This is a genomic window from uncultured Aquimarina sp., assembly GCF_947492965.1.
Classification (GTDB): Bacteria; Bacteroidota; Bacteroidia; order Flavobacteriales; family Flavobacteriaceae; genus Aquimarina.
Window position 1 is genome coordinate 516,275 of the sequence record NZ_CANLOZ010000001.1, and the last position, 25,173, is coordinate 541,447.

General features: G+C 35.1%; 19 protein-coding genes and 1 tRNA gene. 12 read left to right on the plus strand and 8 right to left on the minus strand.

From position 1 onward, the window contains the following. Positions 1-218 precede the first annotated feature (218 nt). Positions 219-701: a lipocalin family protein gene (locus Q1B37_RS02170; RefSeq protein ID WP_299894933.1), complete on the plus strand. Its 483-nt coding sequence runs from the start codon at positions 219-221 to the stop codon at positions 699-701. A gap of 73 nt (positions 702-774) precedes the next feature. Here the strand turns inward: Q1B37_RS02170 and Q1B37_RS02175 are convergent, their stop codons facing one another. Together Q1B37_RS02175 and polA are read right to left on the minus strand one after the other, a co-directional pair. Then, positions 775-1,629 (minus strand): TerC family protein, encoded by an 855-nt coding sequence (locus tag Q1B37_RS02175; protein WP_299894936.1) that lies wholly within the window; start codon positions 1,627-1,629, stop codon positions 775-777. A gap of 66 nt (positions 1,630-1,695) precedes the next feature. Then, the gene (polA, locus tag Q1B37_RS02180; RefSeq protein ID WP_299894939.1) at positions 1,696-4,509 is read right to left on the minus strand and encodes a DNA polymerase I; all 2,814 of its coding nucleotides are present in this window, start codon (positions 4,507-4,509) and stop codon (positions 1,696-1,698) included. A 399-nt stretch (positions 4,510-4,908) separates the two neighbouring features. Between polA and Q1B37_RS02185 the strand changes: the two genes are divergently transcribed. Together Q1B37_RS02185 and Q1B37_RS02190 are read left to right on the plus strand one after the other, a co-directional pair. Continuing rightward, entirely contained in the window at positions 4,909-6,147 is a 1,239-nt protein-coding gene (locus Q1B37_RS02185; RefSeq protein WP_299894942.1) for a metallophosphoesterase, read from the plus strand. An 82-nt stretch (positions 6,148-6,229) separates the two neighbouring features. After that, the gene (locus Q1B37_RS02190) at positions 6,230-6,526 is read left to right on the plus strand and encodes a thioredoxin family protein (RefSeq protein WP_299603584.1); all 297 of its coding nucleotides are present in this window, start codon (positions 6,230-6,232) and stop codon (positions 6,524-6,526) included. A 20-nt stretch (positions 6,527-6,546) separates the two neighbouring features. Here Q1B37_RS02190 and Q1B37_RS02195 read toward each other — a convergent pair whose 3' ends face one another. Both Q1B37_RS02195 and Q1B37_RS02200 read right to left on the minus strand, forming a co-directional pair. Beyond that, complete coding sequence (locus tag Q1B37_RS02195) at positions 6,547-7,185, minus strand: polysaccharide deacetylase family protein (protein WP_299894945.1); 639 nt, start codon at positions 7,183-7,185, stop codon at positions 6,547-6,549. A gap of 44 nt (positions 7,186-7,229) precedes the next feature. Further along, positions 7,230-10,532, minus strand: a complete 3,303-nt coding sequence (locus tag Q1B37_RS02200; RefSeq protein ID WP_299894948.1) for a DUF2723 domain-containing protein — start codon at positions 10,530-10,532, stop codon at positions 7,230-7,232. Positions 10,533-10,745: 213 nt separating this feature from the next. On the opposite strand from Q1B37_RS02200, the gene Q1B37_RS02205 reads away from it, so the two are divergent. Beyond that, positions 10,746-10,818, plus strand: a tRNA-Gln gene (locus Q1B37_RS02205). Between the two features lie 196 nt (positions 10,819-11,014). On the opposite strand, the gene Q1B37_RS02210 is transcribed toward Q1B37_RS02205, so the two are convergent. The 3 genes from Q1B37_RS02210 to Q1B37_RS24220 all read right to left on the minus strand — a co-directional run bounded on the left by Q1B37_RS02210 (position 11,015) and on the right by Q1B37_RS24220 (position 12,136). After that, positions 11,015-11,206: a hypothetical protein gene (locus Q1B37_RS02210; RefSeq protein ID WP_299603578.1), complete on the minus strand. Its 192-nt coding sequence runs from the start codon at positions 11,204-11,206 to the stop codon at positions 11,015-11,017. A gap of 95 nt (positions 11,207-11,301) precedes the next feature. After that, entirely contained in the window at positions 11,302-12,015 is a 714-nt protein-coding gene (locus Q1B37_RS02215; RefSeq protein WP_366944277.1) for a universal stress protein, read from the minus strand. Beyond that, complete coding sequence (locus Q1B37_RS24220; RefSeq protein ID WP_366944278.1) at positions 11,930-12,136, minus strand: universal stress protein; 207 nt, start codon at positions 12,134-12,136, stop codon at positions 11,930-11,932. The genes Q1B37_RS02215 and Q1B37_RS24220 overlap by 86 nt, the downstream gene beginning before the upstream one ends. 230 nt (positions 12,137-12,366) lie before the next feature. Between Q1B37_RS24220 and rimP the strand changes: the two genes are divergently transcribed. From rimP to infB, 3 genes are read left to right on the plus strand one after another with little or no spacing between them, the layout of a single operon-like run. Then, complete coding sequence (gene rimP / locus Q1B37_RS02220) at positions 12,367-12,867, plus strand: ribosome assembly cofactor RimP (protein ID WP_299603575.1); 501 nt, start codon at positions 12,367-12,369, stop codon at positions 12,865-12,867. A gap of 12 nt (positions 12,868-12,879) precedes the next feature. After that, positions 12,880-14,112, plus strand: a complete 1,233-nt coding sequence (gene nusA, locus Q1B37_RS02225) for a transcription termination factor NusA (RefSeq protein WP_219007061.1) — start codon at positions 12,880-12,882, stop codon at positions 14,110-14,112. A 44-nt stretch (positions 14,113-14,156) separates the two neighbouring features. Further along, positions 14,157-16,949: a translation initiation factor IF-2 gene (gene infB, locus Q1B37_RS02230; protein ID WP_299894951.1), complete on the plus strand. Its 2,793-nt coding sequence runs from the start codon at positions 14,157-14,159 to the stop codon at positions 16,947-16,949. Between the two features lie 73 nt (positions 16,950-17,022). Here infB and Q1B37_RS02235 read toward each other — a convergent pair whose 3' ends face one another. Then, the gene (locus tag Q1B37_RS02235) at positions 17,023-17,475 is read right to left on the minus strand and encodes an SPOR domain-containing protein (protein ID WP_299894953.1); all 453 of its coding nucleotides are present in this window, start codon (positions 17,473-17,475) and stop codon (positions 17,023-17,025) included. A 224-nt stretch (positions 17,476-17,699) separates the two neighbouring features. On the opposite strand from Q1B37_RS02235, the gene Q1B37_RS02240 reads away from it, so the two are divergent. Genes Q1B37_RS02240 through Q1B37_RS02260 form a run of 5 tightly spaced genes read left to right on the plus strand, consistent with a single transcriptional unit; the run spans position 17,700 to position 25,146 of the window. Beyond that, on the plus strand, positions 17,700-19,019 hold the full coding sequence (locus tag Q1B37_RS02240) for a c-type cytochrome (RefSeq protein ID WP_299894955.1): 1,320 nt from the start codon (positions 17,700-17,702) through the stop codon (positions 19,017-19,019). A gap of 54 nt (positions 19,020-19,073) precedes the next feature. Beyond that, a complete protein-coding gene (locus Q1B37_RS02245) occupies positions 19,074-22,181 on the plus strand; it encodes a TAT-variant-translocated molybdopterin oxidoreductase (RefSeq protein WP_299894958.1) in 3,108 nt (1,035 codons plus the stop codon). Between the two features lie 34 nt (positions 22,182-22,215). Further along, positions 22,216-23,949 (plus strand): NrfD/PsrC family molybdoenzyme membrane anchor subunit, encoded by a 1,734-nt coding sequence (nrfD, locus tag Q1B37_RS02250; RefSeq protein WP_299895832.1) that lies wholly within the window; start codon positions 22,216-22,218, stop codon positions 23,947-23,949. A 4-nt stretch (positions 23,950-23,953) separates the two neighbouring features. Next, positions 23,954-24,493 (plus strand): DUF3341 domain-containing protein, encoded by a 540-nt coding sequence (locus tag Q1B37_RS02255; RefSeq protein WP_299603561.1) that lies wholly within the window; start codon positions 23,954-23,956, stop codon positions 24,491-24,493. Between the two features lie 5 nt (positions 24,494-24,498). Beyond that, on the plus strand, positions 24,499-25,146 hold the full coding sequence (locus Q1B37_RS02260) for a cytochrome c (protein WP_299894959.1): 648 nt from the start codon (positions 24,499-24,501) through the stop codon (positions 25,144-25,146). Positions 25,147-25,173: the final 27 nt, after the last annotated feature.

A 25,173-nucleotide genomic window follows, 5' to 3' on the forward strand; every position in this document is an offset into this window, starting at 1 on the left:
TTCAGTATTTATAACGACCTTATTTTTAAATATTTGGTGTTACATAGTATAGTTACATAAAAAGGTGATTTGTTACCCCGCATTTCTAAATTACTATGATTTTTTTACTGCAACAATGGGTAATTAGGGTTTATTGAGTGGTGTTTAAAATAAATATGAGCTTCTTTTGTTATAAGAATAAGCAATGAATCTTTATTAATAATTAAAACTCAAAAACAATGAAAACCAATTTTTTTCTTTTTGCAATTTGCAGCGCACTAATTTTTACTTCTTGTAGTAATGATGATGATGGAGAAGTTTCTGATATGGTTTCTTTAGTAGGTACTTGGGAGCTTACTTCCGCGACTGGTGGATTACCGGTTGATTTAGATATGGATGGAAATGCATCCACAAACCTTTTGGAAGAACTTTCTTGTTTCGAAGATGTAATTACGGTTAATGAAGATGACACCTATAATCAGGATGTTACAGAGATTACTGTTGATGTAGAGCCAGGTATACCGCCAGTGGTGACAGCAAGTTGTACAGGTAATACGCTTATGGAAACTGGTTCGTGGAGTTTGGATGGGGATCAATTAACTTTTACTCCTACAGGAATGGATCCAACAACGGTAACAATTACGTTAACACAAACAACACTTTCTTTTACAGATACTTTGGATGATTTAGGAGAAATCGACTTAATCTTTACTAGACAGTAATACGTTGCGTATAAATAAAATAAAAAGAGCTTCTCGATAAGGAAGCTCTTTTTATTTTATTTGTATTCTCAAGTTACTTTTCTTGTTGGTCAGCTAGTAGATCTTTAGATTCTTTTTCTGCAAGAGCTTCTTGGTGTTCCTTTTCTGCTAATAGTTTTTTCTGATAGCGTCCTTGTACAATGTCTACAATAACCAATACTACAATTACAAAATAAAAGGTAGCTTTACTCATTTGGGTAACCTCATTGTTAAAAATGTATAAATGCGCAAGGTGACCTCCTTCAGATAGCAGCATAATTCCTACTATGAATAATATAAACAACCCAAGTACCTCATACATTCTGTTTTTTTGAAGGAAATTAGATACTTTATCAGCTAGTACAATCATTAGGACACCACCTAATATAATTGCTATTGACATTAAAATTAGTTGAGGAACATAATCCATATTACTGGTTAAGGCCATTGCACTAAGTATAGAATCAAATGAAAACACCAAATTCATGATGACAATCCATAAAATAACTTTATTAATAGAGCCTTTTTTGTCTTCCTTATCGGTTTCTTCATGTTCTTTTAATAACATCATATGCCAAATCTCCTTTATGGCGGTATATATAATGAATACACCTCCCGCAAGTACAATAAGGCTATGGACGTTAAGGTTGAATTCAAGAATACCATTATCATGGAGACTTAAAAAAGGTTCCTGAAAATATTGGATAAGCGACATCAAAACAAAAAGTAAAACTATTCTTAAGATAATGGCTAGGCCAACTCCCATTTTTCTAACAAAACTTTGTTTTTCTGGTGGTGCTTTTTTGGATTCTAAAGAAATGTATAATAGGTTATCAAACCCTAAGACTGCTTGTAGTAATACTAGCATTAAAAGGGTTACAAGGCTTTCTACGGTAAAAAGTTGTTCCATGAAAATGTTTTGATTGGTTTGTTGTTTTAATCTATTGGTATAAAATTATTAAAAGTAGTTACAATATTAATGCGCTTCGAGCCAATTAGTCCCTAAACCTAAATCTACATCTAACGGAACGGCTAGTTTATAAGCATTCTCCATTTCAGATTGAATCAGAGATTTGATTTCTTCTAATTCGGATTTAAATACATCAAAAACCAATTCATCATGTACCTGAAGTAGCATTTTGGTTTTATAATTGCTTTCTTTTAGCTTTTTATGAATATTAATCATTGCTATTTTAATAATATCAGCAGCACTTCCCTGTATAGGTGCATTAACTGCATTTCGTTCTGCGGCACCTCTCACTACTGCATTAGCCGAATTAATATCTTTTAAATAACGACGTCTTCCTAATACCGTTTGTACATATCCGTTTTCTCTAGCAAAATCTACTTGTTCACTCATGTAATTGCGCAGTTTCGGATATGTCTTATAGTAGGTGTCTATGAGTTCTTTTGCTTCGCTTCTGGAAAGGTTGGTTTGGTTGCTTAGACCAAAAGCCGAAACTCCATAGATAATACCAAAGTTTACTGTTTTTGCATTACTACGTTGTTCTCTAGTAACCTCAGAAATTGGAACATTAAAAACCTTAGCGGCAGTAGAAGCATGAATATCTTCTCCATTTTTAAACGCACTGATCATAGTCTCTTCTTCACTCAAAGCAGCTATAATTCTTAATTCTATTTGCGAATAATCCGCAGCCAACAAGGTATAATCCTCACTACGTGGAACAAATGCTTTTCGTACCTGTCTTCCGCGTTCGGTTCTGATCGGAATATTTTGAAGATTAGGGTTATTAGAGCTTAAACGCCCGGTAGCAGCGACGGTCTGCATATAGTCTGTATGAACTCTACCAGTATTTTCATTTACCTGATTCGGTAGTGCATCTACATAAGTGCTTTTTAGTTTAGATAAGCCTCTGTAATCTAATATGTTTTGGATAATTTTATGATCTTTTGCTAAATAAGAAAGCACATCTTCTGCAGTAGAATATTGACCCGTCTTCGTTTTTTTCGGTTTGTCTACTAGCTTCATTTTTTCAAAAAGAACAATTCCCAGTTGTTTGGGAGAAGCAATATTAAATTCTTCACCAGCTTCGGTATAGATGTCTGATTCTAAGGTTTTTATATCTTTATCTAACTCTTCAGATAACGATTGTAAAAACTCTTTGTCTAAATTAATACCTTCAATTTCCATATCTGCAAGTACTCGTAATAAAGGTACTTCGATATCTTCGAAAAGTGATAATATGTTTGCTGCGTTAAGTTCTGGAGTGAAATGCTCTTTTAGTTGATATGTAATGTCTGCATCTTCAACAGCGTACTCTGTTTGTTTCTCCTGTGGAACTTGTCTAAAGGATAATTGATTCTTTCCTTTTTTTCCAATTAACTCTGTGATCGACACTGGAGTATAGTTTAAGTATGTTTCGGAAAGAACATCCATATTATGTCTCATATCTGGATTGATTAGATAATGAGCTAACATAGTGTCAAAGAGTTTACCTTTTACTTCTAAGTTGTATTTAGCTAAAACTTTGATATCGTATTTTAAGTTTTGACCAATTTTTACAATATCTTCAGCTTCGAAGAAAGGTCTAAGAAGCTCGATTAATTCTTGTGCTTCATTTTTGTCTTCAGGAAACGGAATATAAAACCCTTTTCCAGCTTCCCAAGAAAAAGCAATACCAACTAATTCAGCAGTTAGAGGGTCTAAACCGGTAGTTTCTGTATCAAAACAAACGTTATTTTGTTTCAATAAATTTTGCAGAAATAATTTCATCGCCATGCCAGGTGCAACACTCTGGTAAAAATGCTCGGTATTAGATATGTTTTTTCTCGATGATAAAGAATCTGTAGAAGAAGATTCTTCATTGCCTCCAAATAATGAAAACTGACCAGCTCCTGCAGTACTAGTTGATTTCTTAGTCGCTGTTGCGGTTGTGTTCTCTTCTGATGGAAAAAAGATTTTGGTGAATTGATCTGTTAATCTTCTAAATTCTAACTCTCCAAATATTTCTTTTACCTTTTTCTCATCAGGCGTAGAAATCTCATAATCTTTTGCATCAAACGTAACATCACAATCTAAAATTATGGTGGCCAATTTTTTTGACAGAAGCCCTAATTCTTTATTAGCTTCTACCTTTTCTTTCATTTTCCCTTTTAACTGATCGATGTTTTCAAACAATCCTTCCATCGATCCATAGGCTGCAATAAACTTTTTTGCAGTTTTGTCTCCAACACCTGGTAAGCCAGGTATGTTATCTACGGCATCACCCATCATACCTAGATAATCAATAACTTGTTCTGGTCGTTCTACTTCAAATTTTTTCTGAACTTCAGGAATTCCCCATATTTCGATACCATTTCCCATGCGAGCAGGGCGATACATAAATATATTTTCGGAAACAAGTTGTGCATAATCTTTGTCAGGCGTAACCATATAGGTTTTATATCCTTCTTTTTCAGCCTGTTTTGCTATAGTTCCTATAAGATCATCTGCTTCTACTCCTGCTTTTTCTATAATAGGAATATGCATCGCTTTTAAAATTTCTTGGATAATTGGGACTGCAATTTTTATGGCTTCTGGAGTTTCATCTCTATTGGCTTTATATTCAGGAAATATTTCCAATCGGTCTTTACTCCCTGCTTTATCAAACGCAACCGCCAGGTGATCTGGTTTTTCTCTTTTGATGACATCAAAAAGGGAGTTTACAAAACCCATAATCGCAGAGGTATCTTGCCCTTTCGAATTAATTCTTGGGTTTTTGATTAAGGCGTAATATCCACGAAAAATTAGTGCATAGGCATCCAGTAGAAAAAGACGTTTTTGTGACATGTTTTGAATTCTATTTTTAAAAATGCAAGATAAAAATAAGATTAATGAAAATGGGTTTAAATCATATTAAATAAGAAATGCCGCCAATAAATGACGGCATTTCGCCCCAAAATAAAATTGATAACAATGTTATCAATTGCTATAAATACGATAGTAATTTTCTATAAATAAAGTAGATTTTTTTTGTACATCCCCATATTCTTCCTGTGAAACGAAGGTACGAATAAAAATTATACATATGAAAGAAAAATGTAAGATTTCTAACGTTAAGAATTAGGCATCATTGGTAAACCCGTTATTCTATTATGATTTAGTTCTAAACAGTTAATTTTTACTTAAATATAACTGAGTTTGTTAAAAGGTAAGATAGTTTTGTTTTTTGTAATTTATTTTGTGTATATGCGTTGGATAATACCCCTTATTTTTTTTGGTTTAATAGAGTTGTATGCTTATCAGGTGATTCGAACACTTTCTAAAAGCCAATGGATTCAAATTGTATACCTGTTGTTGTCATTATTGGTTATTGGGTATGTTATTTATGTCTTTGCCAATTATGATAGAAGCGTTGGGCCTAATAAATATTCTCTTAGAGCAAGTGGATTATTATTAGTAACATTAGTGCCAAAGCTGATTCTTGTATTGTTTATGTTTGGAGAGGATATTATTAGATTGTGTATAGCAGGTTATACCTATCTCACCAATACATTTTTTGACGGTAATGCTACCCAATACTTGCCAAGTAGAAGAAAATTTGTCAGTCAAATTGCGCTTGGTGTGGCTGCTATTCCTTTTGCTGGTTTAGTGCATGGAATTTTTAGAGGTAAATATAACTTTAAAGTTATAAGTCATGTACTTCATTTTGAAGATTTGCCAACAGCCTTTGATGGCTTTCGTCTAACACAGATTTCTGATATACATTCTGGAAGTTTTGATGAGGTTGAGAAAATAGAATATGCTGTAGATTTAATAAATGAACAACAAACCGATTTATTGGTTTTTACTGGGGATATTGTAAATACAATGGCAAGTGAAATGGATGATTGGATTGATACTTTCAAGAAGTTGAAGACTCCTGAGTATGGTAAGTATTCGGTTTTAGGAAATCATGATTATGGAGAATACGTTACTTGGGATTCTGAAGAAGATAAAAAGGCAAATTTTGAGGCTATTAAACGAATACATTCTAAGATCGATTTTAATCTATTGTTAAATGATAATGCTTTTTTAGAAAAGGATGGAGAGCGTATCGCTATTGTCGGTGTAGAAAACTGGGGTCATAATTTTAAGAAAGCTGGTGATCTAACGAAGGCATCAGATGGAGTAGCGAAAGAGGACTTCAAAATATTATTAAGTCATGATCCTTCTCATTGGGAATATGAGGTTAAAAAACATGAGGATCATTATCATCTTACGTTAAGTGGGCATACTCATGGATTTCAATTTGGTATCGAAATTCCTGGTTTTTTAAGATGGAGTCCAGTACAATATGTGTATAAGCAATGGGCTGGTATGTATAATGAAATGGGACGATATCTTAATGTAAATAGAGGTTTTGGTTTTCATGCTTTTCCTGGTAGAGTAGGAATTTGGCCAGAAATTACGGTGATAGAATTGAGAAAAGGAGCAAAATCCTCTTAATTCATAGAAAATGTTATATTTACAATTAGATATCTACTTTATGCGTTAATAGTAAAAAGTGAGATCATAAAATTTATAAAGCATGTCAAAGTTTGGTGATTTAATAGGTATTGAGGTTCCGGTTTTATTGGACTTTTATACAGAATGGAATGAACCATCGGTTTCCATGCACCCTGTTTTAAAAGACGTAGCTGCTGCTCTTGGTGATAAAGCTAAAGTAATCAAAATAGATGTTGACAAAAACGAAGAATTAGCAACAGCACTTAGAATAAAAGGTCTTCCTACGTTAATGATTTATAAAGCGGGTGAGATGGTTTGGAGGCAGAGTGGAGAGCAGGATGCGAATACACTCATTGGATTGATCAAGGAATATGTGTAAAAGAGGATCTTTCTCTCTTTTTATATTTTATCAAATACAAATCCTTGTTCGGTAAAATATTGCAATATTTTTGGTAAAGTTGCAATAAGGTTTTTCGAAGCTTTTACACTGTCGTGAAAAATTATAATGCTTCCATTTCTAGTGTTTTTAATTACGGTTTTTGTACATTCTTCAGGAGTTATGCTATGCATCCAGTCTTTTGCTAAAACATCCCATAATATAATTTCATAACCCAATCTTTTTAATTCTGATAGTTTTGACTTATTTAATTGTCCGTAGGGTGGTCTAAATAACTTATTTTTTAGGGAGATGTGTTTAGAAATCTCACTCTCGCAACATAATGTGTCATCAATATAATCAGAGAAACTGGTTTTTCTTGCTTTTACATGATGCATAGTATGATTTCCAATGCTGTGATCATCCTGAATTATTTTGTTAAAGATTTCAGGATGTTTTCTGATATTATCACCAATGCAAAAAAATGTAGCTTTTGCTTTAAATAACTTTAATTGCTCTAGCACAAATTCCGTTATTTCAGGAATAGGACCGTCGTCAAAAGTAAGGTATATTTTTTTTTCATTTTTGGCATAAAAATCCCAAACGTAATTAGGAAATAGTAGTTTGATACTATTAGGTGTTTTGCTAGGTATAATATCCAAAATTTGTCTAAAAAAAAGAGCCTTTTTTAAAAGGCTCTATATTGTTATGAATTAGGTGTTTCCTCTAGAGTATCTAATACTTTTTGACTATCCTGAAGTTCCTTCTGCATTTCTCTTTCTTCCGTTTCTAACAGATCTTGATTGTCATATTCCTCATCTTCTGAATACAGTTTAGTAAATAGGCGTAAATATCTGTTGAATTCCTCAGCTTTTTCTTCAATCATTTCTCTATCCTGATTAATCAGTAAAAGATCAACCACACTACGATATCGTTCTACATTACTTACGATTTCGCTTGCATATTGGTATTGGTTTTCTAAGGTAAGACTTCCAAAATAAGTTAGTTGCTCTTGGTATTTTTTGGCAATTTTGTTCCATAGTTCACGTGCTTTTTCTTTTTCTCCTACTTCATAATAGCCACTTACATACGGCTCTAATAATGTATAGTACTCGTAAAACTCAATAGGCATTTTTTCCATTCCTAAATCAAGAATTTCTTTTGCCTTATCATTTTTTCCTTCGTTAATTAAAGCTTCAACCAAACGAGCTAAGTTACTTCTATAGGTAATTGCATTCTTTCTGGTTTCAGGATCATGATAAATATCTGGATTCTCACTGTTACCCCAATCCCAACTGGTTACGTTTTTATACATAACATCGGTATCTATTCTGCCTAAATCGTAAGGATTTCTCTTATCTACAGGAGTTCTGATAGGAACTAATTTATAGGTTACACCATCTAATTGTAAGTAATCTTTCATCCATAAATAATCATCATCTCCAAAACTACCACCAGTAAAATAAATAGGTCTTTCCCAATTGTTATTGGCGATAATATCTAGCATCAATAGGCGATTCTTAAATAATAAATCTCCTTTAAGATGAATGTCTATATAAGGAACTATCAAATCAGCATCCTTTTGTGATACAATTCCGTTTCTAAGAACGGCTTCTTTATCCACTGGTATTCTAATGTGCTTTGTAGGGAAGGTGTTTACTTGTTTTCCATTTTGCAAATCTCCTTTGGTTCTTGGGTCGTCGGTTTCTATCCAGCGCATCCAGTTTTTAATAAGCATGGTGTCATTCGTAACTGGTTTGTAATAAATAGCATCATTATTGCCGAAACGATAAAAATCGTGAGTCAACTGTGAAGGAATTGGTTTGCCATCATAGGCAGCTCTTTTCATCTGATCTATGTACCAATCTGTAGCAAATAAACTTGTGTTTACAGTTCTTACATCTGTTCGATATTCTTCTATGTCTTGTGCATACCATAGCGCAAAAGTATCGTTATCACCGATAGTAAATAGAATGGCATCTTTTTGGCAAGATTGTAAGTACATTTTGGCCATTGCTTGAGCAGTATATCTATTAGATCGATCATGGTCATCCCAATTCTGCGCAGCAAGTAATACAGGTACGGCTAGTAAACATACAGTTGTTACAATTGGAGCTAGTAATTTTGGTTTTAGCGCATTTTTCAGAATATCGAACAAAGCGTAAACTCCAAAACCTATCCAAATGGCAAAGACATAAAAAGAACCTACTAAGGCATAGTCTCGTTCTCTTGGCTCAAAAGGTCTTTCGTTAAGATATACCTTTAGTGCTAAACCAGTAAAAAGGAAAAATACAAGTAAGATCCAGAAATTTTTCTTGTCCTTTTGCGCTTGGAAGATAAAGCCAATTAATCCTAACAATAATGGTAAGAAGTAGTAGGTGTTTCTGGCTTTGTTTTTAAGGGCATCGGTCGGTAAATTGTCTTGTGAACCTAAATGTAATTCGTCAATAAAATTGATACCACTTAACCAATTACCTTCAAGATTACCATATTTACCTTGATTATCATCTTGTCTTCCAACAAAATTCCACATAAAATATCTCCAATACATATATCCAACCTGGTATTCTAGCATATACATAATGTTAGAAGCAAAAGAAGGTTTTTCGACATTTAGATAGTCTCCAAAAGAACGTAAAAATTTGTTGTAATCATCATTATCAAGTTTACCTACTGCATATTCTCTTCTGAATTGAGTAACGGCTTCGAGTAATTCTGATTCATCCTGGTACTCAGGTTTTATAGTAAAACTAATTGGACCTGTAAAATCCATGTAGTTTGCTATGTGTTCCGTACTCCACATTCTAGGTAAAAACGCCTTATGATCATCATCAATATTTTGTCTGGCATTCTTCCAGTCATTAACAATGTCATATTTACCCGTTTTTAAATTCTTTTCATATTTAGGTTTATCATCCTCGTAAGGGTTATCCTCGTCTAGTCCAGCATAGATCTCTGTAAACTGAGGTCCATAGAATAAATGAGTTTCTGGATATTGTTCAAGATTATAATACGCTAATAACTCTCTCGCATTATTTGGGTTGTTTTCGTTGATAACAGTTCCTGCATTTGCTCTAATAGGTAACATAATCCAACAAGAGAAACCTATGAAAATGAACAAAACACATAGAACAGATGTGTTCACCAAAGGGAATTTCTTTTTGTTTGTATATTTTAGGATAAAGTAAAATGCAGTAGTAATAATGAGACCTAAAAATATAGTTCCCGAATTGAAAGGCATTCCAAAACTGTTCACAAAAGTTACCTCGAACCATCCAAATAATTTTAACGTTGATGGTAGAAGTAGTTTAAAAATGAAAAGTAATATGGCTACAACAAAAACATTTGCAATCACAAAGTTCTTTATGGTAACCTTGTAGTTTTTGAAATAATAAAGCAATCCAATCGCCGGTATGGAAAGTAATCCCATAAAGTGCACACCGAATGATAATCCAGTGATAAATGCAATGAGAATTAACCATCGGTTTCCTCTAGGTTTGTGCATGTCTCTTTCCCATAGTAATCCTAGATAAAACATAACGGATAAGATGCATGTGGCCATAGCATAAACTTCTGCTTCCACTGCATTAAACCAAAAGCTATCGGTAAAGGTAAATGCTAAAGATCCAACTAGTCCACTTCCTAATGTAGCAAATGCTTTTGCATCAGTGAAATTCTCATCGGTAATAATTAGTTTTTTTACTAAAATAGTTATGGACCAAAACATAAATAGAATCGCAAATGCACTTGCAAATGCAGAAGTCATATTTACTACAAATGCTATTTGTGTAGGGTCTGATGCGAATATAGAAGCAAAAGCGCCAATCATCTGAAATAAAGGAGCTCCTGGTGGGTGTCCAACTTGTAATTTAGATGAAGTGGCAATATATTCACCTGCATCCCAAAAACTAGCTGTTGGTTCTACGGTTAAATAATAAACAAGTAGGGATATGGCAAAAACTACCCATCCTAAAATTTTATTCCACTTTTGAAAGTTGAATGCATTCATAAGATAACTGTTATATAACGTGTGGCGAATTTAGTAATAAAAATACTTCTCTATTAGTTTTTTTAGCAAACGCTTAACAGAAGTTTATATTTTGATGATACTCAAGGTAAATTCAATTTATTTTCCGTTAAAAATTGTGGTAAGTGCAATTTTTTTAAAAAAATGTTTGTAGAGCCGAAAGAATGTTTTAAATTTGCACCCGCAATGACGCATTGGTCTATGGTGTAACTGGCAACACGTCTGGTTTTGGTCCAGAAGAGTCTAGGTTCGAGCCCTAGTAGACCAACTTAAAAAGGAATTGATTTTTATCAGTTCCTTTTTTGTTTTATAGGAAATAATAAATGTAGTTTGGTGAATATTTTGTTTTAAGATCTAATGATAAGAAGATAAAGAGAACTTATAGAATAGTAAAATCCGAATTCTGACAGGTATTCTTCAGAATTCGGATTTTTTTCAGATTTAGAACTCAGATAAATGAAGATTTAAAAAGTTTCTTCGCAAGTGTATATCTGAGGGCAATAAACATATTTTCTGCAGTATGCAGGACCTGTTACAGATCCGCTACAAGAACATCCGCAAAGAGATGGATCTTCTGAAGCGGCTCCTTTAATCGCTTTTTGTCCTTTCTTAGAAAGAACTTGTACACCTTCGATTGATAAAATTGAATTTTGCATAATAAATATTGTTTTTGTTAGATCCAAAACTATTATTTTAAGGAAGGTTTTATTTCACGGTTTTCAGGGGTGAGAGCGTTAAATTTATGTGAATTTCAAATTTTAAAAGTTAATACAGGTCTTTTGGCATGATTCACAACATCTTCTCCGAGACTTCCATTGATAAAATGAGATAGTCCTTTTCTTCCATGGGTGCTAATTCCAATTAATCCGGCATTAACTGATTTTGCAAAATTTAAGATTCCTTTTTCCACGTTGATATCGTTATAAATATTTAGACTGTAGTTGTCTATAGGAAGATCAGAGATCATCAGGTTCATTTTTTCTTCCGTTTCACTAGTGGTTTTAAAACTGTTTGCGGTATTAATCCAAACTAAATGAAGTTTAGCTTCTAATTGTTTAGCAAATTGATCCGCAGCAACCAAAGAAGGTTTGTCTTCATCGTCAAAATTTGTAGCGTATACAAAGTCTTTAACTTCAAAAATGTTACAGTCTTCTTTGATAACTAACACAGGTTTTTCAGATGTTCTAACTACTTTTTCAGCATTGGATCCAATGAATAACTCTTCGAAGCCTGAAGAGCCGTGAGACCCCATTACGATCATGTCAACATCATTCTTGTTGCAAGAATCCATGATGCCGTTTAATACATCTTCGAAGCTTACGGTTTCAATAACATCTAAGCCTTCTAAATAACTGCTTTCCAGGACTTCTTCGAATTTTTTATGAGTTTGCTTCATGAAAAAGACAGCTTCTGGTGCAGGAGCTGAGCTTCCAGAAGACATTAGGTCTACAAGATGTACTGGCATTTCGAGAATATGTAATAGGTATATTTTTGCATTGTTTTTTTTTTGCTAATTGCGCTGCTACCTTCAGTGCACTTTCTGCTTGTGAAGAAAAATCAGTGGGTACGAGAATGTTTTTTATCATTGTTAGTTAGGTGTTAATGTAAGTAGATATTGTTAAATGTGTTATGTTTTAGCTCTTTCCGTAATGAAAACATTTAACTGTGGTTTATGCTTTTGTAATTATATCATTTGGATAACGATTTCGGTAAAAGCTTAACAGTCAATTAAATTTACGAATAAATTCATTGTTGTGTGGGTTTTGAATCTAAGATATTATTATTATCTTTGCACCGTTGAAATTAAAAAACCAGGATGAGGGGACGAAAAGTCCCCTCTTTTTATCTACTTATGTCATTAAAAGATAAAGTTCAAAACTTATTAGAAGAAGCGCTTAGTGAAAGACCTTCTCTTTTTTTAATAAATCAAAAAATACATCCAGATAATAGTATCGAAATTATTATAGATGGTGATGATGGAGTGAAGGTGGAAGATTGTATCGCAATAAGCAGAGCTATAGAACATAATTTGGATAGAGAAGAAGAGGACTTTTCATTGCAAGTAATGTCTGCTGGAGTTTCTGAAGGTTTGGTAAATCAACGCCAATACAAAAAGAATATTGGAAGAAAACTGAAAGTAAAAACGGAAGATAATACTGTAGAAGGAGAGTTAACCTCGGTAACAGAAGATCATATAACATTGGTTTGGAAAACTAGAGAGCCAAAACCAGTAGGAAAAGGAAAAATAACGGTAACCAAAGAAGTTTCTTTTGCGTATTCAGAGATAAAGGAAGCTAAAGTTATGATAACATTTTAATTATAAATTGATATGGAAAATATCGCATTAATAGAATCATTTTCAGAATTTAAGGATGATAAGTTAATCGATCGTGTTACGCTAATGGCGATCTTGGAAGATGTGTTTAGAAATGCACTAAAAAAGAAATTTGGTAGTGATGATAATTTCGATATCATTATAAATCCCGATAAAGGGGATTTAGAGATTTGGAGAAATCGTGTGGTAGTTGCAGATGGAGAGGTAGAAGATGGAAACCAGGAGATTTCACTTTCGGAAGCACAAAAGATTGAGCCAGATTTTGAAATCGGTGAAGATGTATCTCAGGAAGTTAAGTTAATTGACTTAGGAAGAAGGTCTATTTTGGCATTACGTCAAAATCTGATTTCGAAGATTCATGAACACGATAATACTAATATCTACAAGCAGTTTAAAGAATTAGAAGGAGAGATATATACAGCAGAAGTTCATCATATCCGACACAGAGCTATTATTTTGTTAGATGATGAAGGAAATGAAATAATTTTACCTAAAGACAGACAAATACCTTCTGACTTTTTTAGAAAAGGAGAGAATGTAAGAGGAGTAATTGAATCTGTAGAATTAAAAGGTAACAAACCTGCAATTATAATGTCTAGAACTTCTCCTTTATTCCTTGAGAAGTTGTTTGAGTCAGAAATACCAGAGGTGTTTGATGGTCTTATAACGGTGAAGAAAGTTGTTAGGATTCCTGGTGAAAAAGCAAAAGTGGCTGTGGATTCTTATGATGATAGAATTGATCCGGTTGGAGCTTGTGTAGGTATGAAAGGTTCTCGTATCCATGGAATTGTTAGGGAATTGGGTAATGAAAACATTGATGTAATAAACTACACAAATAATTTACAGCTCTTTATTACAAGAGCATTAAGTCCAGCAAGAGTAACTTCCATTAAATTGGATGAAGAAGGTTCTAGAGCTGAGGTTATGTTAAAGCCAGAAGAGGTTTCTAAAGCAATTGGACGTGGTGGTCATAATATTAGGCTTGCTGGTCAATTAACTGGTTTTGAGATAGATGTGTTTAGGGAAGGTGTGGAAGAAGATGTAGAGTTGTCTGAATTCTCGGATGAAATTGATTCTTGGATTATAGAAGAGTTTGCTAAAATAGGATTAGATACAGCTAAGAGTATTTTAGAACAAGATATTAAAGATTTAGTAAAGCGAACAGACCTCGAAGAAGAGACTGTTGGTGAAGTTATTAGAATATTAAAATCAGAATTTGAAGATTAATAACTTCAATTAATTTATATTTGAGCATAAAATAAAGGGCATTTATGGCTGAAGCAAAAACAATGAGATTAAATAAGGTATTACGCGAATTCAATATCTCGCTTGATCGGGCTGTTGACTTTTTGAGTTCAAAAGGTCATGAGATAGACTCGCGTCCTACCACTAAGATTTCTTCGGAGATCTATCAGCTTTTGTTTGATGAGTTTCAAACAGACAAAAGTAAAAAGGTAGCTTCAAAAGAGGTTGGTGAGGAAAAAAGGAAAGAGAAGGAGGCACTTCGAGTACAGATCGAAACAGAGCAAGAAGAGCGACGTAAGCGTGCTGAGGCTCGCGAAGTTGTGAAAGCTAAAGCCCAATTAAGTGGACCTAAGCAAGTAGGTAAGATTGAATTGGATAAGAAGGAGAAAACTGCTGAACAGCCCGAAGAAAAAGCAGTAGTTGAGCCTCCAAAAGAAGAGAAGGTAGTAGAAAAACCTAAACAGCCTGAGGTTGTGTCAAATCGACCTGAGAAAAAAGGTATAAAGATTGCCAAGGTAGCTTCAATAGATTTAGAGCAAAAGAAAGCATCTAAACCTGTAAAGCAACAAAATCAGAAGAAAGAGACACCTGCAGCAAAGGATGCTGAAGTTCCAGTAGAACCAGTTAAGGTAGAAACACAGTATAAAAAATTAGATGGTCCTAATTTTACAGGGCAGAAAATTGATTTAACCAAGTTTCAAAAACCAGCAAAAAAGAAAGAAGATAAATCTGATAAATCTTCAGACGGAGATGCGAAAAAGCGCCGTAGAAGAATTAGTAAAGATGGTGGTGCAAAATCGGGAGGTCCTGGAAATAGACAAGGAGGAAACCGAGGTCCCGGTAATAGACAAGGTAATCGCGGTCCAGGTAATAGAAATAATAAAGGAAAGCGTCCTGCTATAGTAAAAGAAGAGCCAAGCGAAGAAGAAGTACAAAAGCAGGTAAGAGAGACTCTTGAAAAACTTCAAGGGAAATCTAAAAAATCTAAAGCGGCAAAATATCGTAGAGATAAGAGAGATCAACACCGTCAGAAAGCGGAGGATGATGTGGCGCAACAAGAACAGGAAAGTAAAGTTCTTAAAGTTACTGAATTTGTAACGGTTTCTGAGGTTGCTACAATGATGGATGTTCCTACGACGCAAGTAATATCTGCATGTATGTCGCTGGGTATTATGGTAACTATGAATCAGCGTCTGGATGCGGAGACCCTTTCTATAGTAGCAGATGAATTTGGATATGAGGTAGATTTTGTTACTTCTGATGTAGAAGATGCAATCGAAGAAATCATAGACGCTCCAGAAGATCTTGTTTTAAGAGCTCCTATAGTAACAGTAATGGGGCATGTAGATCATGGTAAAACATCATTACTGGATTATATCCGTGAAGAAAATGTAATCGCAGGTGAAAGTGGAGGGATTACACAGCACATTGGTGCTTATGGAGTTCAGTTAGAAAATGGGCAGAAAATTGCTTTCTTAGATACTCCTGGTCACGAAGCCTTTACAGCGATGCGTGCTCGTGGTGCTCAGGTTACGGATTTGGCAATTATAGTAATTGCTGCTGATGATGATGTGATGCCACAAACAAAAGAGGCGATCAGTCATGCTCAGGCTGCTGGTGTGCCAATTGTATTTGCTATCAATAAAGTGGATAGACCAGAAGCGAATCCTGATAAGATTAAAGAGCGATTAGCTTCCATGAATTTATTAGTAGAAGATTGGGGAGGAAAAATACAGTCTCATGATATTTCTGCTAAAACTGGTCAAGGAGTTAAGGAGCTTCTAGAGAAAGTTTTATTAGAAGCAGAAATATTAGAACTGAAGGCTAATCCAGATAGATTGGCGTCAGGAACCGTTGTTGAAGCATTCTTGGATAAAGGTAGAGGATATGTTTCTACAATTCTTGTTCAAACTGGAACACTACGTGTGGGAGATTATGTGTTAGCAGGAAAGAATAGTGGTAAGGTAAAAGCGATGCAGGATGAACGAGGTAAGAATGTGAAAGAAGCTGGACCTTCTACACCTGTTTCTATATTAGGATTAGATGGTGCACCTCAGGCGGGTGATAAATTTAGTGTTCTTGAAGATGAAAGAGAGGCTAAGGATATTGCAGCTAAAAGAGCACAGTTGCACAGAGAGCAGTCTGTTCGTACACAACGACATATTACATTAGATGAGATTGGACGTCGTATTGCTTTAGGTGATTTCAAAGAATTGAATATTATCCTTAAAGGAGATGTGGATGGTTCTGTAGAAGCACTGACAGACTCTTTCCAGAAATTGTCTACTGAAGAAATTCATGTAAATATTATTCATAAAGCGGTTGGTGCAATTACGGAAAGTGATGTATTGTTAGCTTCTGCTTCTGATGCGATTATTATTGGATTTAATGTGCGACCAGCAGGAAATGCTCGTCAGGTTGCAGATAAGGAAGAAATTGATATCAGAACATATTCTATTATTTATGATGCTATCAATGATCTTAAGGATGCGATGGAGGGAATGCTTTCTCCAGTAATGAAGGAAGAGATTACAGGTACTGCAGAAATAAGAGAAACATTTAAGATTTCTAAAGTTGGTACTATTGCAGGTTGTATGGTGCAGACTGGAAAGATTATTCGAAATGCAGGAATACGATTAATACGTGAAGGTGTTGTTGTGTATACTGGTGAATTAGCTTCATTGAAACGATTTAAAGATGATGTTAAAGAGGTTTCTAAAGGTTATGATTGTGGATTACAAATCAAGAATTATAACGATATTAAAATTGGAGATATCATAGAATCATTCCAAGAAGTTGCAGTAAAGAAAAAGTTATAGAACGTAATAATTATAAAAGTAAGAAGCCCGATCAAAATGATCGGGCTTCTTATTTGTTAAATCCTTATTGTGATTAATCTCTTCCTAATTTGAAAGGGAAAGCTGTTGGAAATTCTTTTTTAATTTCTTTTAGGGCTCTATCCATTTCTAATTTACTTCTGTAATTACCTATCCATACTTTGTGGTTAGGGGTTTCGTAAACTATCTCTGAACTCCATTGAGGAAAAGCAGTTTCTGCTTTATTTTGAACCTCATTTGCTTCATTGAGATCGCCTGTGAATAATTGCACTCGGTAATTTTCGCTTAAAACACCTTCTTTGTCCATTTTTGTTTTGATGTTCAGAAGTTGTTGTATTCTTGGGTCTTGATTTATGGTTACAGTAGGTTCTGCAGGAGGAGCTATTTCTACTGTGGTAAAAACAGTAGGATTGTCAGAATTTGTAGAATCCTGCGCATTCAAAAAGTTCATCCCAACAAAACAAAATCCTAATACGAAAATGCTGTTTTTTTTGTTTAAAATTCTCATTACAAATAGATTTGACACAAAGGTAAAGTTTAATAACTCAAAATCCTTTAAAAATATTATTTAGAATTATTATAAATTAGCACTTAACAGTTCGCTAACATTTCTAAAATCGACTTATTGTAGTACTTTTGCTGTCGAATTAAATGGACGTGGTTTTTGCATCGTTTTTTTAAGAATAATGAAAAAACCATACCAAAATTTAGACGATAATTCTACTTTATAATATGAAACAGGTGAAATACCGAAATTCAGCCTCAAAACTCCTACTTCTAGGAACTGTTTTTTTATTCTCTTTAATGAATCCAGTTTTTGCTCAGGAAGAAGCAGCAACAACTGAAGCGGCTACTGCTGAATCTGCCACTGGTGGAGATGTAGCAAAAGGAGAAGCGTTGTTTAAATCGCTTTGTGCTGCTTGTCACAAAAGATATAAGAAGATGACAGGTCCAGCACTTTTTGGAGTTGCTGATAAGTATGAGAGAGAATGGATTTATTCTTGGGTAAAAAATAGTGCAGCGATGATCGCATCTGGAGATGCAAGAGCGGTTGCTATTTATGAGGAGTACAAAAGAACTCCGATGAATGCATTTCCACAATTGACCAATACCGATATAGATAATATCTTGGCTTATGTAATGGTTCCTAAAGGCCCTTCAGGTCCTACAGGTGTAACTGGTACTACGCCGACGGTTGTTGATAACTCAGGAGCTTCTACTACTCTTATTTTAGGAGCGTTGGTATTAGTGTTCTTAATGTTGGTGGTTGTACTGTTCTTAGTGAATAAAACATTAAGAAGTTTCGCAGAAGCTAATGGTGTTGAGTTTGCTGAAGAAGAAGTAAGAACTCCAATTTGGAAAGCTTTTGTGCAGAATCAATTCTTAGTATTAGTGTCAGCGATATTTGTGTTGCTGGCAAGTGGTTACTTTGTATATGGTTATCTAATGCAGGTAGGTGTTGATCAAGGATATATGCCAATTCAGCCAATACACTATTCTCATAAGATTCATGCTGGTGACAACAAGATTGAGTGTAAGTACTGTCACTCTTCTGCTAGAGTTTCTAAACATTCGGGAATTCCTTCTCTGAATGTTTGTATGAACTGCCATAAATCTATAGCTGAAGTTGCAGAAAGCACTGCTACCGATGAATATTCTAAAGAGTTTTATGACGGTGAGATTAAAAAGCTTTATAAAGCTGTTGGTTGGGATGAAGCTGAACAAGCGTATACAGGAAAGACTGAGCCAGTGAAATGGGTTCGTATTCATAATCTACCTGATTTTGCATACTTTAATCATTCTCAGCACGTAAGTGTGGCAGGTGTTGAATGTCAGACATGTCATGGTCCTGTAGAAGAAATGGAAATTATGTATCAGCATGCTCCGCTAACAATGGGATGGTGTATCAACTGTCATAGAGAGACCAATGTGAAGGTGGAAGGAAATGAGTACTATGAGAAGATACATGCAGAGTTGTCTAAGAAGTACGGAGTGGATAAATTAACTGCTGCTCAGATGGGTGGTTTGGAATGTGGAAAGTGCCACTATTAATAAATGATTTATTCGTTTAAACGAAAAAATAAGTAAGAAGCTAATATCAATTATATGTCATCAAACAAGAAATACTGGAAAAGTGTTGAAGAGCTAAATGAAAATAGCTCTATTGTTGAGACGCTACAACAAAATGAATTCGTTCAGGAAATTCCTACGGATGAGTTTTTAGGAGATAAATCATCTCTGGAGAATTCTTCGACTACACGTCGTGATTTTCTTAAATATGTAGGTTTTAGTACAGCAGCTGCATCATTAGCAGCGTGTGAAGGCCCAGTGATTAAGTCAATACCATATGTAGTGCAACCAGATAGAATTGTTCCTGGTGTTGCCAACTACTATGCAACTACTATTGCTGATGGTTTTGATTTCGCTAGTGTTTTGATTAAGACTAGAGAAGGTCGTCCAATTAAAGTTGAAAATAATAATCTGGCTACTTCTAATGGAGAAGCAAACGCTAGAGTGCATGCTTCGGTATTGTCATTATATGATAGCTCTAGATTGAAAGGTCCTAAGAAAGGTGCAGAGGATATTAGCTGGAGTGAACTTGATAAAGAAGTTGGTGCTAAATTAAATGGTCTTGGAGGTAAGAAGATTGTTTTGTTAACGCAAACTTTTGCAAGTCCTTCTACTTCAAAACTAATTGCAGAATTTAAAGCGAAATATGCTAATGTTTCTCAGGTAGTTTATGATTCGGTTTCTTACAGCGAAGCATTGGATGCTTATGAAATGATGTATGGAGAAAGAGCACTTGCAGATTATGATTTCTCTAAGGTGAATACTGTAGTTAGTATTGCTGCTGATTTTCTTGGAGATTGGCAAGGTGGTGGATATGATGGAGGGTATGCGCAAGGACGTGTTCCTAAAAATGGTAAGATGTCAAAGCATATTCAGTTTGAGGCAAATATGTCTCTTTCTGGAGCAAATGCTGATAATAGAATACAAGCAACGCCTACTCAGCAAAAACAGGTTCTGGCAGCATTATATAAATATGTAACGGGAGCTGGTTCTAAAGGAGCGTTGGATGCTACATTGGATGCGGAAGTAGTGAAAGCCGCTAAGCATATTCAGAAAGCTGGTAGTAATGCTGTTGTTGTTTCTGGAATTCAAGATGTGGATGCTCAATTATTAGTATTAGCGATAAATAAGCATATTAATAGTAAAGCGTTTAATGAAAATACACCTCGAAAAATCCGTCAAGGTAATTCGAAAGCAGTAGCGCAGTTGGTAAAAGATATGAATGCAGGACGTGTAGGAGCGTTACTAATCGCAGGAGTTAATCCGGTATATTCATTGCCGAATGCTCAGGAATTTAAAGATGGTCTTGAAAAAGTAGATCTTTCTGTAGCTTTCAGTATGCATAATGATGAAACTGCTTCAGTGTGTAATTATATAGCTACGACGCCTCATTATTTAGAGTCTTGGGGTGATGTGGAGTTAAAGAAAGGAAGTTATAGTTTGATGCAGCCAACTATTCGTCCTTTGTTTGATACAAGACAATTTCAGGAAACTTTATTAAAGTGGACTGGAAATTCTGCATCTTATAATGATTATATTAAAGATGCATGGACTGGAGTTCTAGGTGGAACTTCATGGAGTCAAGCATTGCATGATGGAGTGTTGGTGAAACCAATATTACCAAAAGAATCTTTAGAAGAGGCAATAAATACTCCAGAAGGAGAGGTTGTAGAAGAAACTCCAGCAGGTCCTAATGTAGGAGCTGCAGCCAGAAGATTAGCAACAGCTAAGGCTAATGGGTTAGAGCTTACTTTATATACAAAAACAGCTTTAGGTGATGGTCAGCAGGCGAATAACCCTTGGTTACAAGAAATGCCTGATCCAATTACCAGAGCTTCTTGGGATAACTACCTAACGATATCGAGAGCAGATGCGGAGTCTTTAGGGCTTATCAATGAAAATGTTGCCAACGGTGCGTTAAATGGTAGTTATGCAACAGTAACAGTTAACGGTGTTAATGTTACTGCACCAGTAATAATCCAACCAGGTCAAGCCAAAGGTTCTGTAGGTTTGGCATTAGGATATGGAAAGACTGCTGGGCTTAAAGAAGAAATGCAAGTAGGAGTTAATGCTTTTGCTTTGTATCAGAATCAGAATGCGGTACAGCCAGTGACTTTGGCGAAAGCTGAGGGTACTCATGAGTTTGCTTGTGTGCAGTTACACAACACGCTAATGGGACGTGGCGATATTATTAAAGAAACTACTTTAGAGATCTTTAATACGAAAGATAAGCATGTTTGGAATGCTGTTCCTGAAGTAAGTAAAAATCATATCGAATACGAGGTTACTTCTCCAGAAGTAGATCTTTGGGATGAATTTGATCGTTCTGTAGGACATCATTTTAATCTTTCTATAGATTTAAATGCTTGTACAGGATGTGGTGCTTGTGTGATTGCTTGTCATGCAGAAAACAATGTTCCTGTTGTTGGAAAATCAGAAATGCGTAGATCACGTGATATGCACTGGTTACGCATAGATCGTTATTATTCTTCACAAGAAAGTTTTGAAGGTGATAATGCTAAAAAAGATGCAATCTCTGGATTAGGAAGTTCGTTATCAGAATTTGGTGAAATGGAAGTTCCTTCTGATAATCCTGAAGTAGCATTCCAACCAGTAATGTGTCAGCATTGTAATCATGCTCCTTGTGAGACAGTTTGTCCAGTTGCGGCGACTTCTCATGGTAGACAAGGACAAAACCATATGGCTTATAACCGTTGTGTAGGTACCAGATATTGTGCAAACAACTGTCCTTACAAGGTAAGAAGATTTAACTGGTTCTTATATAATGAAAACGATGAGTTTGATTATCATATGAACAATGATCTGGGACGTATGGTCATAAATCCAGACGTTACTGTTCGATCAAGAGGTGTTATGGAAAAATGTTCTATGTGTATCCAAATGACACAAAAAACTATTCTAGATGCAAAGAGAGATGGTAGAGTTATTAAAGATGGAGAATTCCAGACGGCTTGTTCGGCTGCTTGTTCTTCGGGAGCAATGACTTTTGGTGATATCAACGATAAGGATAGTAAAGTAGCCAAATTAAAAGAGGATAATAGAATGTATCACTTACTTGAGCATGTAGGTACAAAACCAAACGTGATGTATCAGACGAAAGTAAGAAATACAACAGAAGCCTAATTAACTAAATAAAGAATCAATTCAATTATAAAGGATTATGTCTCATTACGAAGCACCTATAAGAAAACCTTTAGTAACTGGTGATAAAACCTACCACGATGTAACAGTGGATGTTGCTGCGCCAGTTGAAGGTAAAGCAAACAAATCTTGGTGGATTGTGTTTTCAATTGCCCTTGTTGCTTTCCTTTGGGGAATAGGTTGTATAATTTATACAATTTCCACAGGTATCGGAACCTGGGGATTAAATAAAACAGTTGGATGGGCCTGGGATATCACTAACTTTGTTTGGTGGGTAGGTATCGGTCACGCAGGAACACTGATTTCAGCTGTACTATTATTATTCCGTCAGAAATGGAGAATGGCGATTAACCGATCTGCTGAGGCGATGACTATTTTCTCGGTTATTCAGGCAGGGTTATTCCCAATTATTCACATGGGACGTCCATGGTTAGCATATTGGGTATTGCCGATTCCAAATCAGTTTGGATCCTTATGGGTAAACTTTAACTCGCCACTACTTTGGGATGTATTTGCGATATCAACATATCTTTCGGTTTCATTAGTTTTCTGGTGGACTGGATTATTACCTGATTTTGCGATGATCCGAGATAGAGCGATTACTCCTTTTAACAAGAAAATATACGGTATCCTATCTTTCGGATGGAGTGGTAGAGCAAAGGATTGGCAACGTTTTGAGGAAGTGTCTTTGGTACTTGCAGGTCTAGCAACACCGTTAGTACTTTCTGTACATACAATTGTATCTTTTGACTTTGCAACATCAGTAATACCTGGATGGCATACTACAATCTTCCCTCCTTATTTCGTTGCGGGAGCTATATTCTCAGGATTTGCAATGGTAAATACACTTTTGATCATTATGAGAAAAGTGTCTAATCTAGAAAACTATATCACCATTCAACATATAGAATTAATGAACATCGTAATTATGATTACTGGTTCTATAGTTGGGGTGGCCTATATAACAGAGTTATTTGTTGCATGGTATTCTGGAGTTGAGTATGAACAATATGCATTCTTAAACAGAGCAACAGGACCTTACTGGTGGGCATATTGGGCGATGATGACATGTAACGTGTTCTCACCACAGTTTATGTGGTTCCCTAAACTAAGAAGAAGTATTATGTTCTCTTTCATAATTTCTATAGTGGTAAATATAGGAATGTGGTTTGAGCGTTTCGTAATTATTGTTACTTCTCTTCATAGGGACTACTTACCATCATCTTGGACAATGTTCTCTCCTACATTTGTAGATATAGGAATATTTATCGGTACGATTGGATTCTTCTTTGTGTTGTTCTTGTTGTATGCTCGTACATTCCCTGTAATTGCGCAAGCAGAGGTGAAAACAATATTAAAATCTTCTGGAGAGAAGTACAAAAAACTTAGAGAGGCTGGGATTGATCATAGAGATGAACTTCCTAAGGTAGAAGCTAAAGTTACTTCGGAAGAAGTTGAAGAGAAAGTAGAGGAAGTAAAAGAAGCTAGTCAGGAAGATATAGATAGTTTGCTTGGTAATCTGGGAACTTTTGACGCTAGTACTCAAACTGCTGATGACCTAAAGAAGGTGAATGGTATCGGTCCAGTAATGGAAAAGAAACTGAATGAAATAGGGATATTTACTTTTGATCAGGTAAGTAAAATGACCGAAAAAGAATACAATTTATTAGATAGTATTACAGGTTCTTTCCCAGGAAGAGCGCAACGCGATGATTGGGCTGGACAAGCTGAAAAATTAAAAAACAATTAGAAGTATGGCATCTAAAGTTATACATGCATTATATACAGATGATGATGTCCTAATGGACGCTGTAAAGCAGGTTCGTTCCGAGCATTATCATATAGAAGAGGTTTATACTCCTTTTCCAGTTCACGGCTTAGATAAAGCTATGGGATTAGCTCCGACAAGATTAGCAATTACATCGTTTATGTATGGATGTGTTGGTCTTACAGTTGCAATCACAATGATGAACTATATCATGATCGAAGATTGGCCTCAAAACATTGGTGGGAAACCAAGTTTTAGTTATATCGAAAACATGCCAGCTTTCGTTCCAATTATGTTTGAGCTTACTGTGTTTTTTGCGGCACACTTAATGGTAATTACTTTTTATATGAGAAGTAAATTGTGGCCTTTTAAGGAAGCTGAAAATCCTGATGTAAGAACTACAGACGATCATTTCTTAATGGAAATAGATGCTAGTCATCACGATGTAGATAAGATGACTAACTTTTTAAGCAACACAGGTGCTGTAGAAATTAAAGTAATAGATAAGCAAGAAGATAACCATTAGTTATAATGAAGAATAGTTTAAATATAATAGTAGTCGCAATAATGATGATTAGTATTGTTTCTTGTAAAAAAGATTCAAAACCTAATTATCAGTATATGCCTAATATGTATGCTCCTATAGGTTATGAAACCTATGGTCAGTATGAGGTTTTTCCAGGAGGTCAAGAGGCTATGTTACCAGTAGAAGGATCTATTCCTAGAGGTTGGATGCCTTATGATTTTAAAAATGCTCCGGAAGGTTATCAGATGGCTAAAGATTCATTAAAGAATCCTATACGATACACTAAAGAGAATGAAGAGGAAGGAAAGGCGTTGTATGATATTTATTGTGCAATATGTCATGGAGCTAAAGGTGATGGAAAAGGAACTTTGGTAAAAAGAGAAAAGATTTTAGGTGTGCCTAGTTATGATGATGCGGGAAGAGCAATTACCGAAGGAAGTATTTATCATGTAATGTATTATGGTATTAATTCTATGGGTTCGTATGCTTCTCAAACAAGTGAGCACGAGCGTTGGCAAATTGTTCAGTACGTACAGAAGTTAAAAGCAGATTTAGAAGGTAAACCAGTTCGCATAGATACTGATGTGGTAGCTCCAAAGATTGTAGAAACTGCAGGACAGACAACAGAAGAACATCAAGATAACGCACATTAATTAAGTGCAATTTTTAAAAGTTAAGAA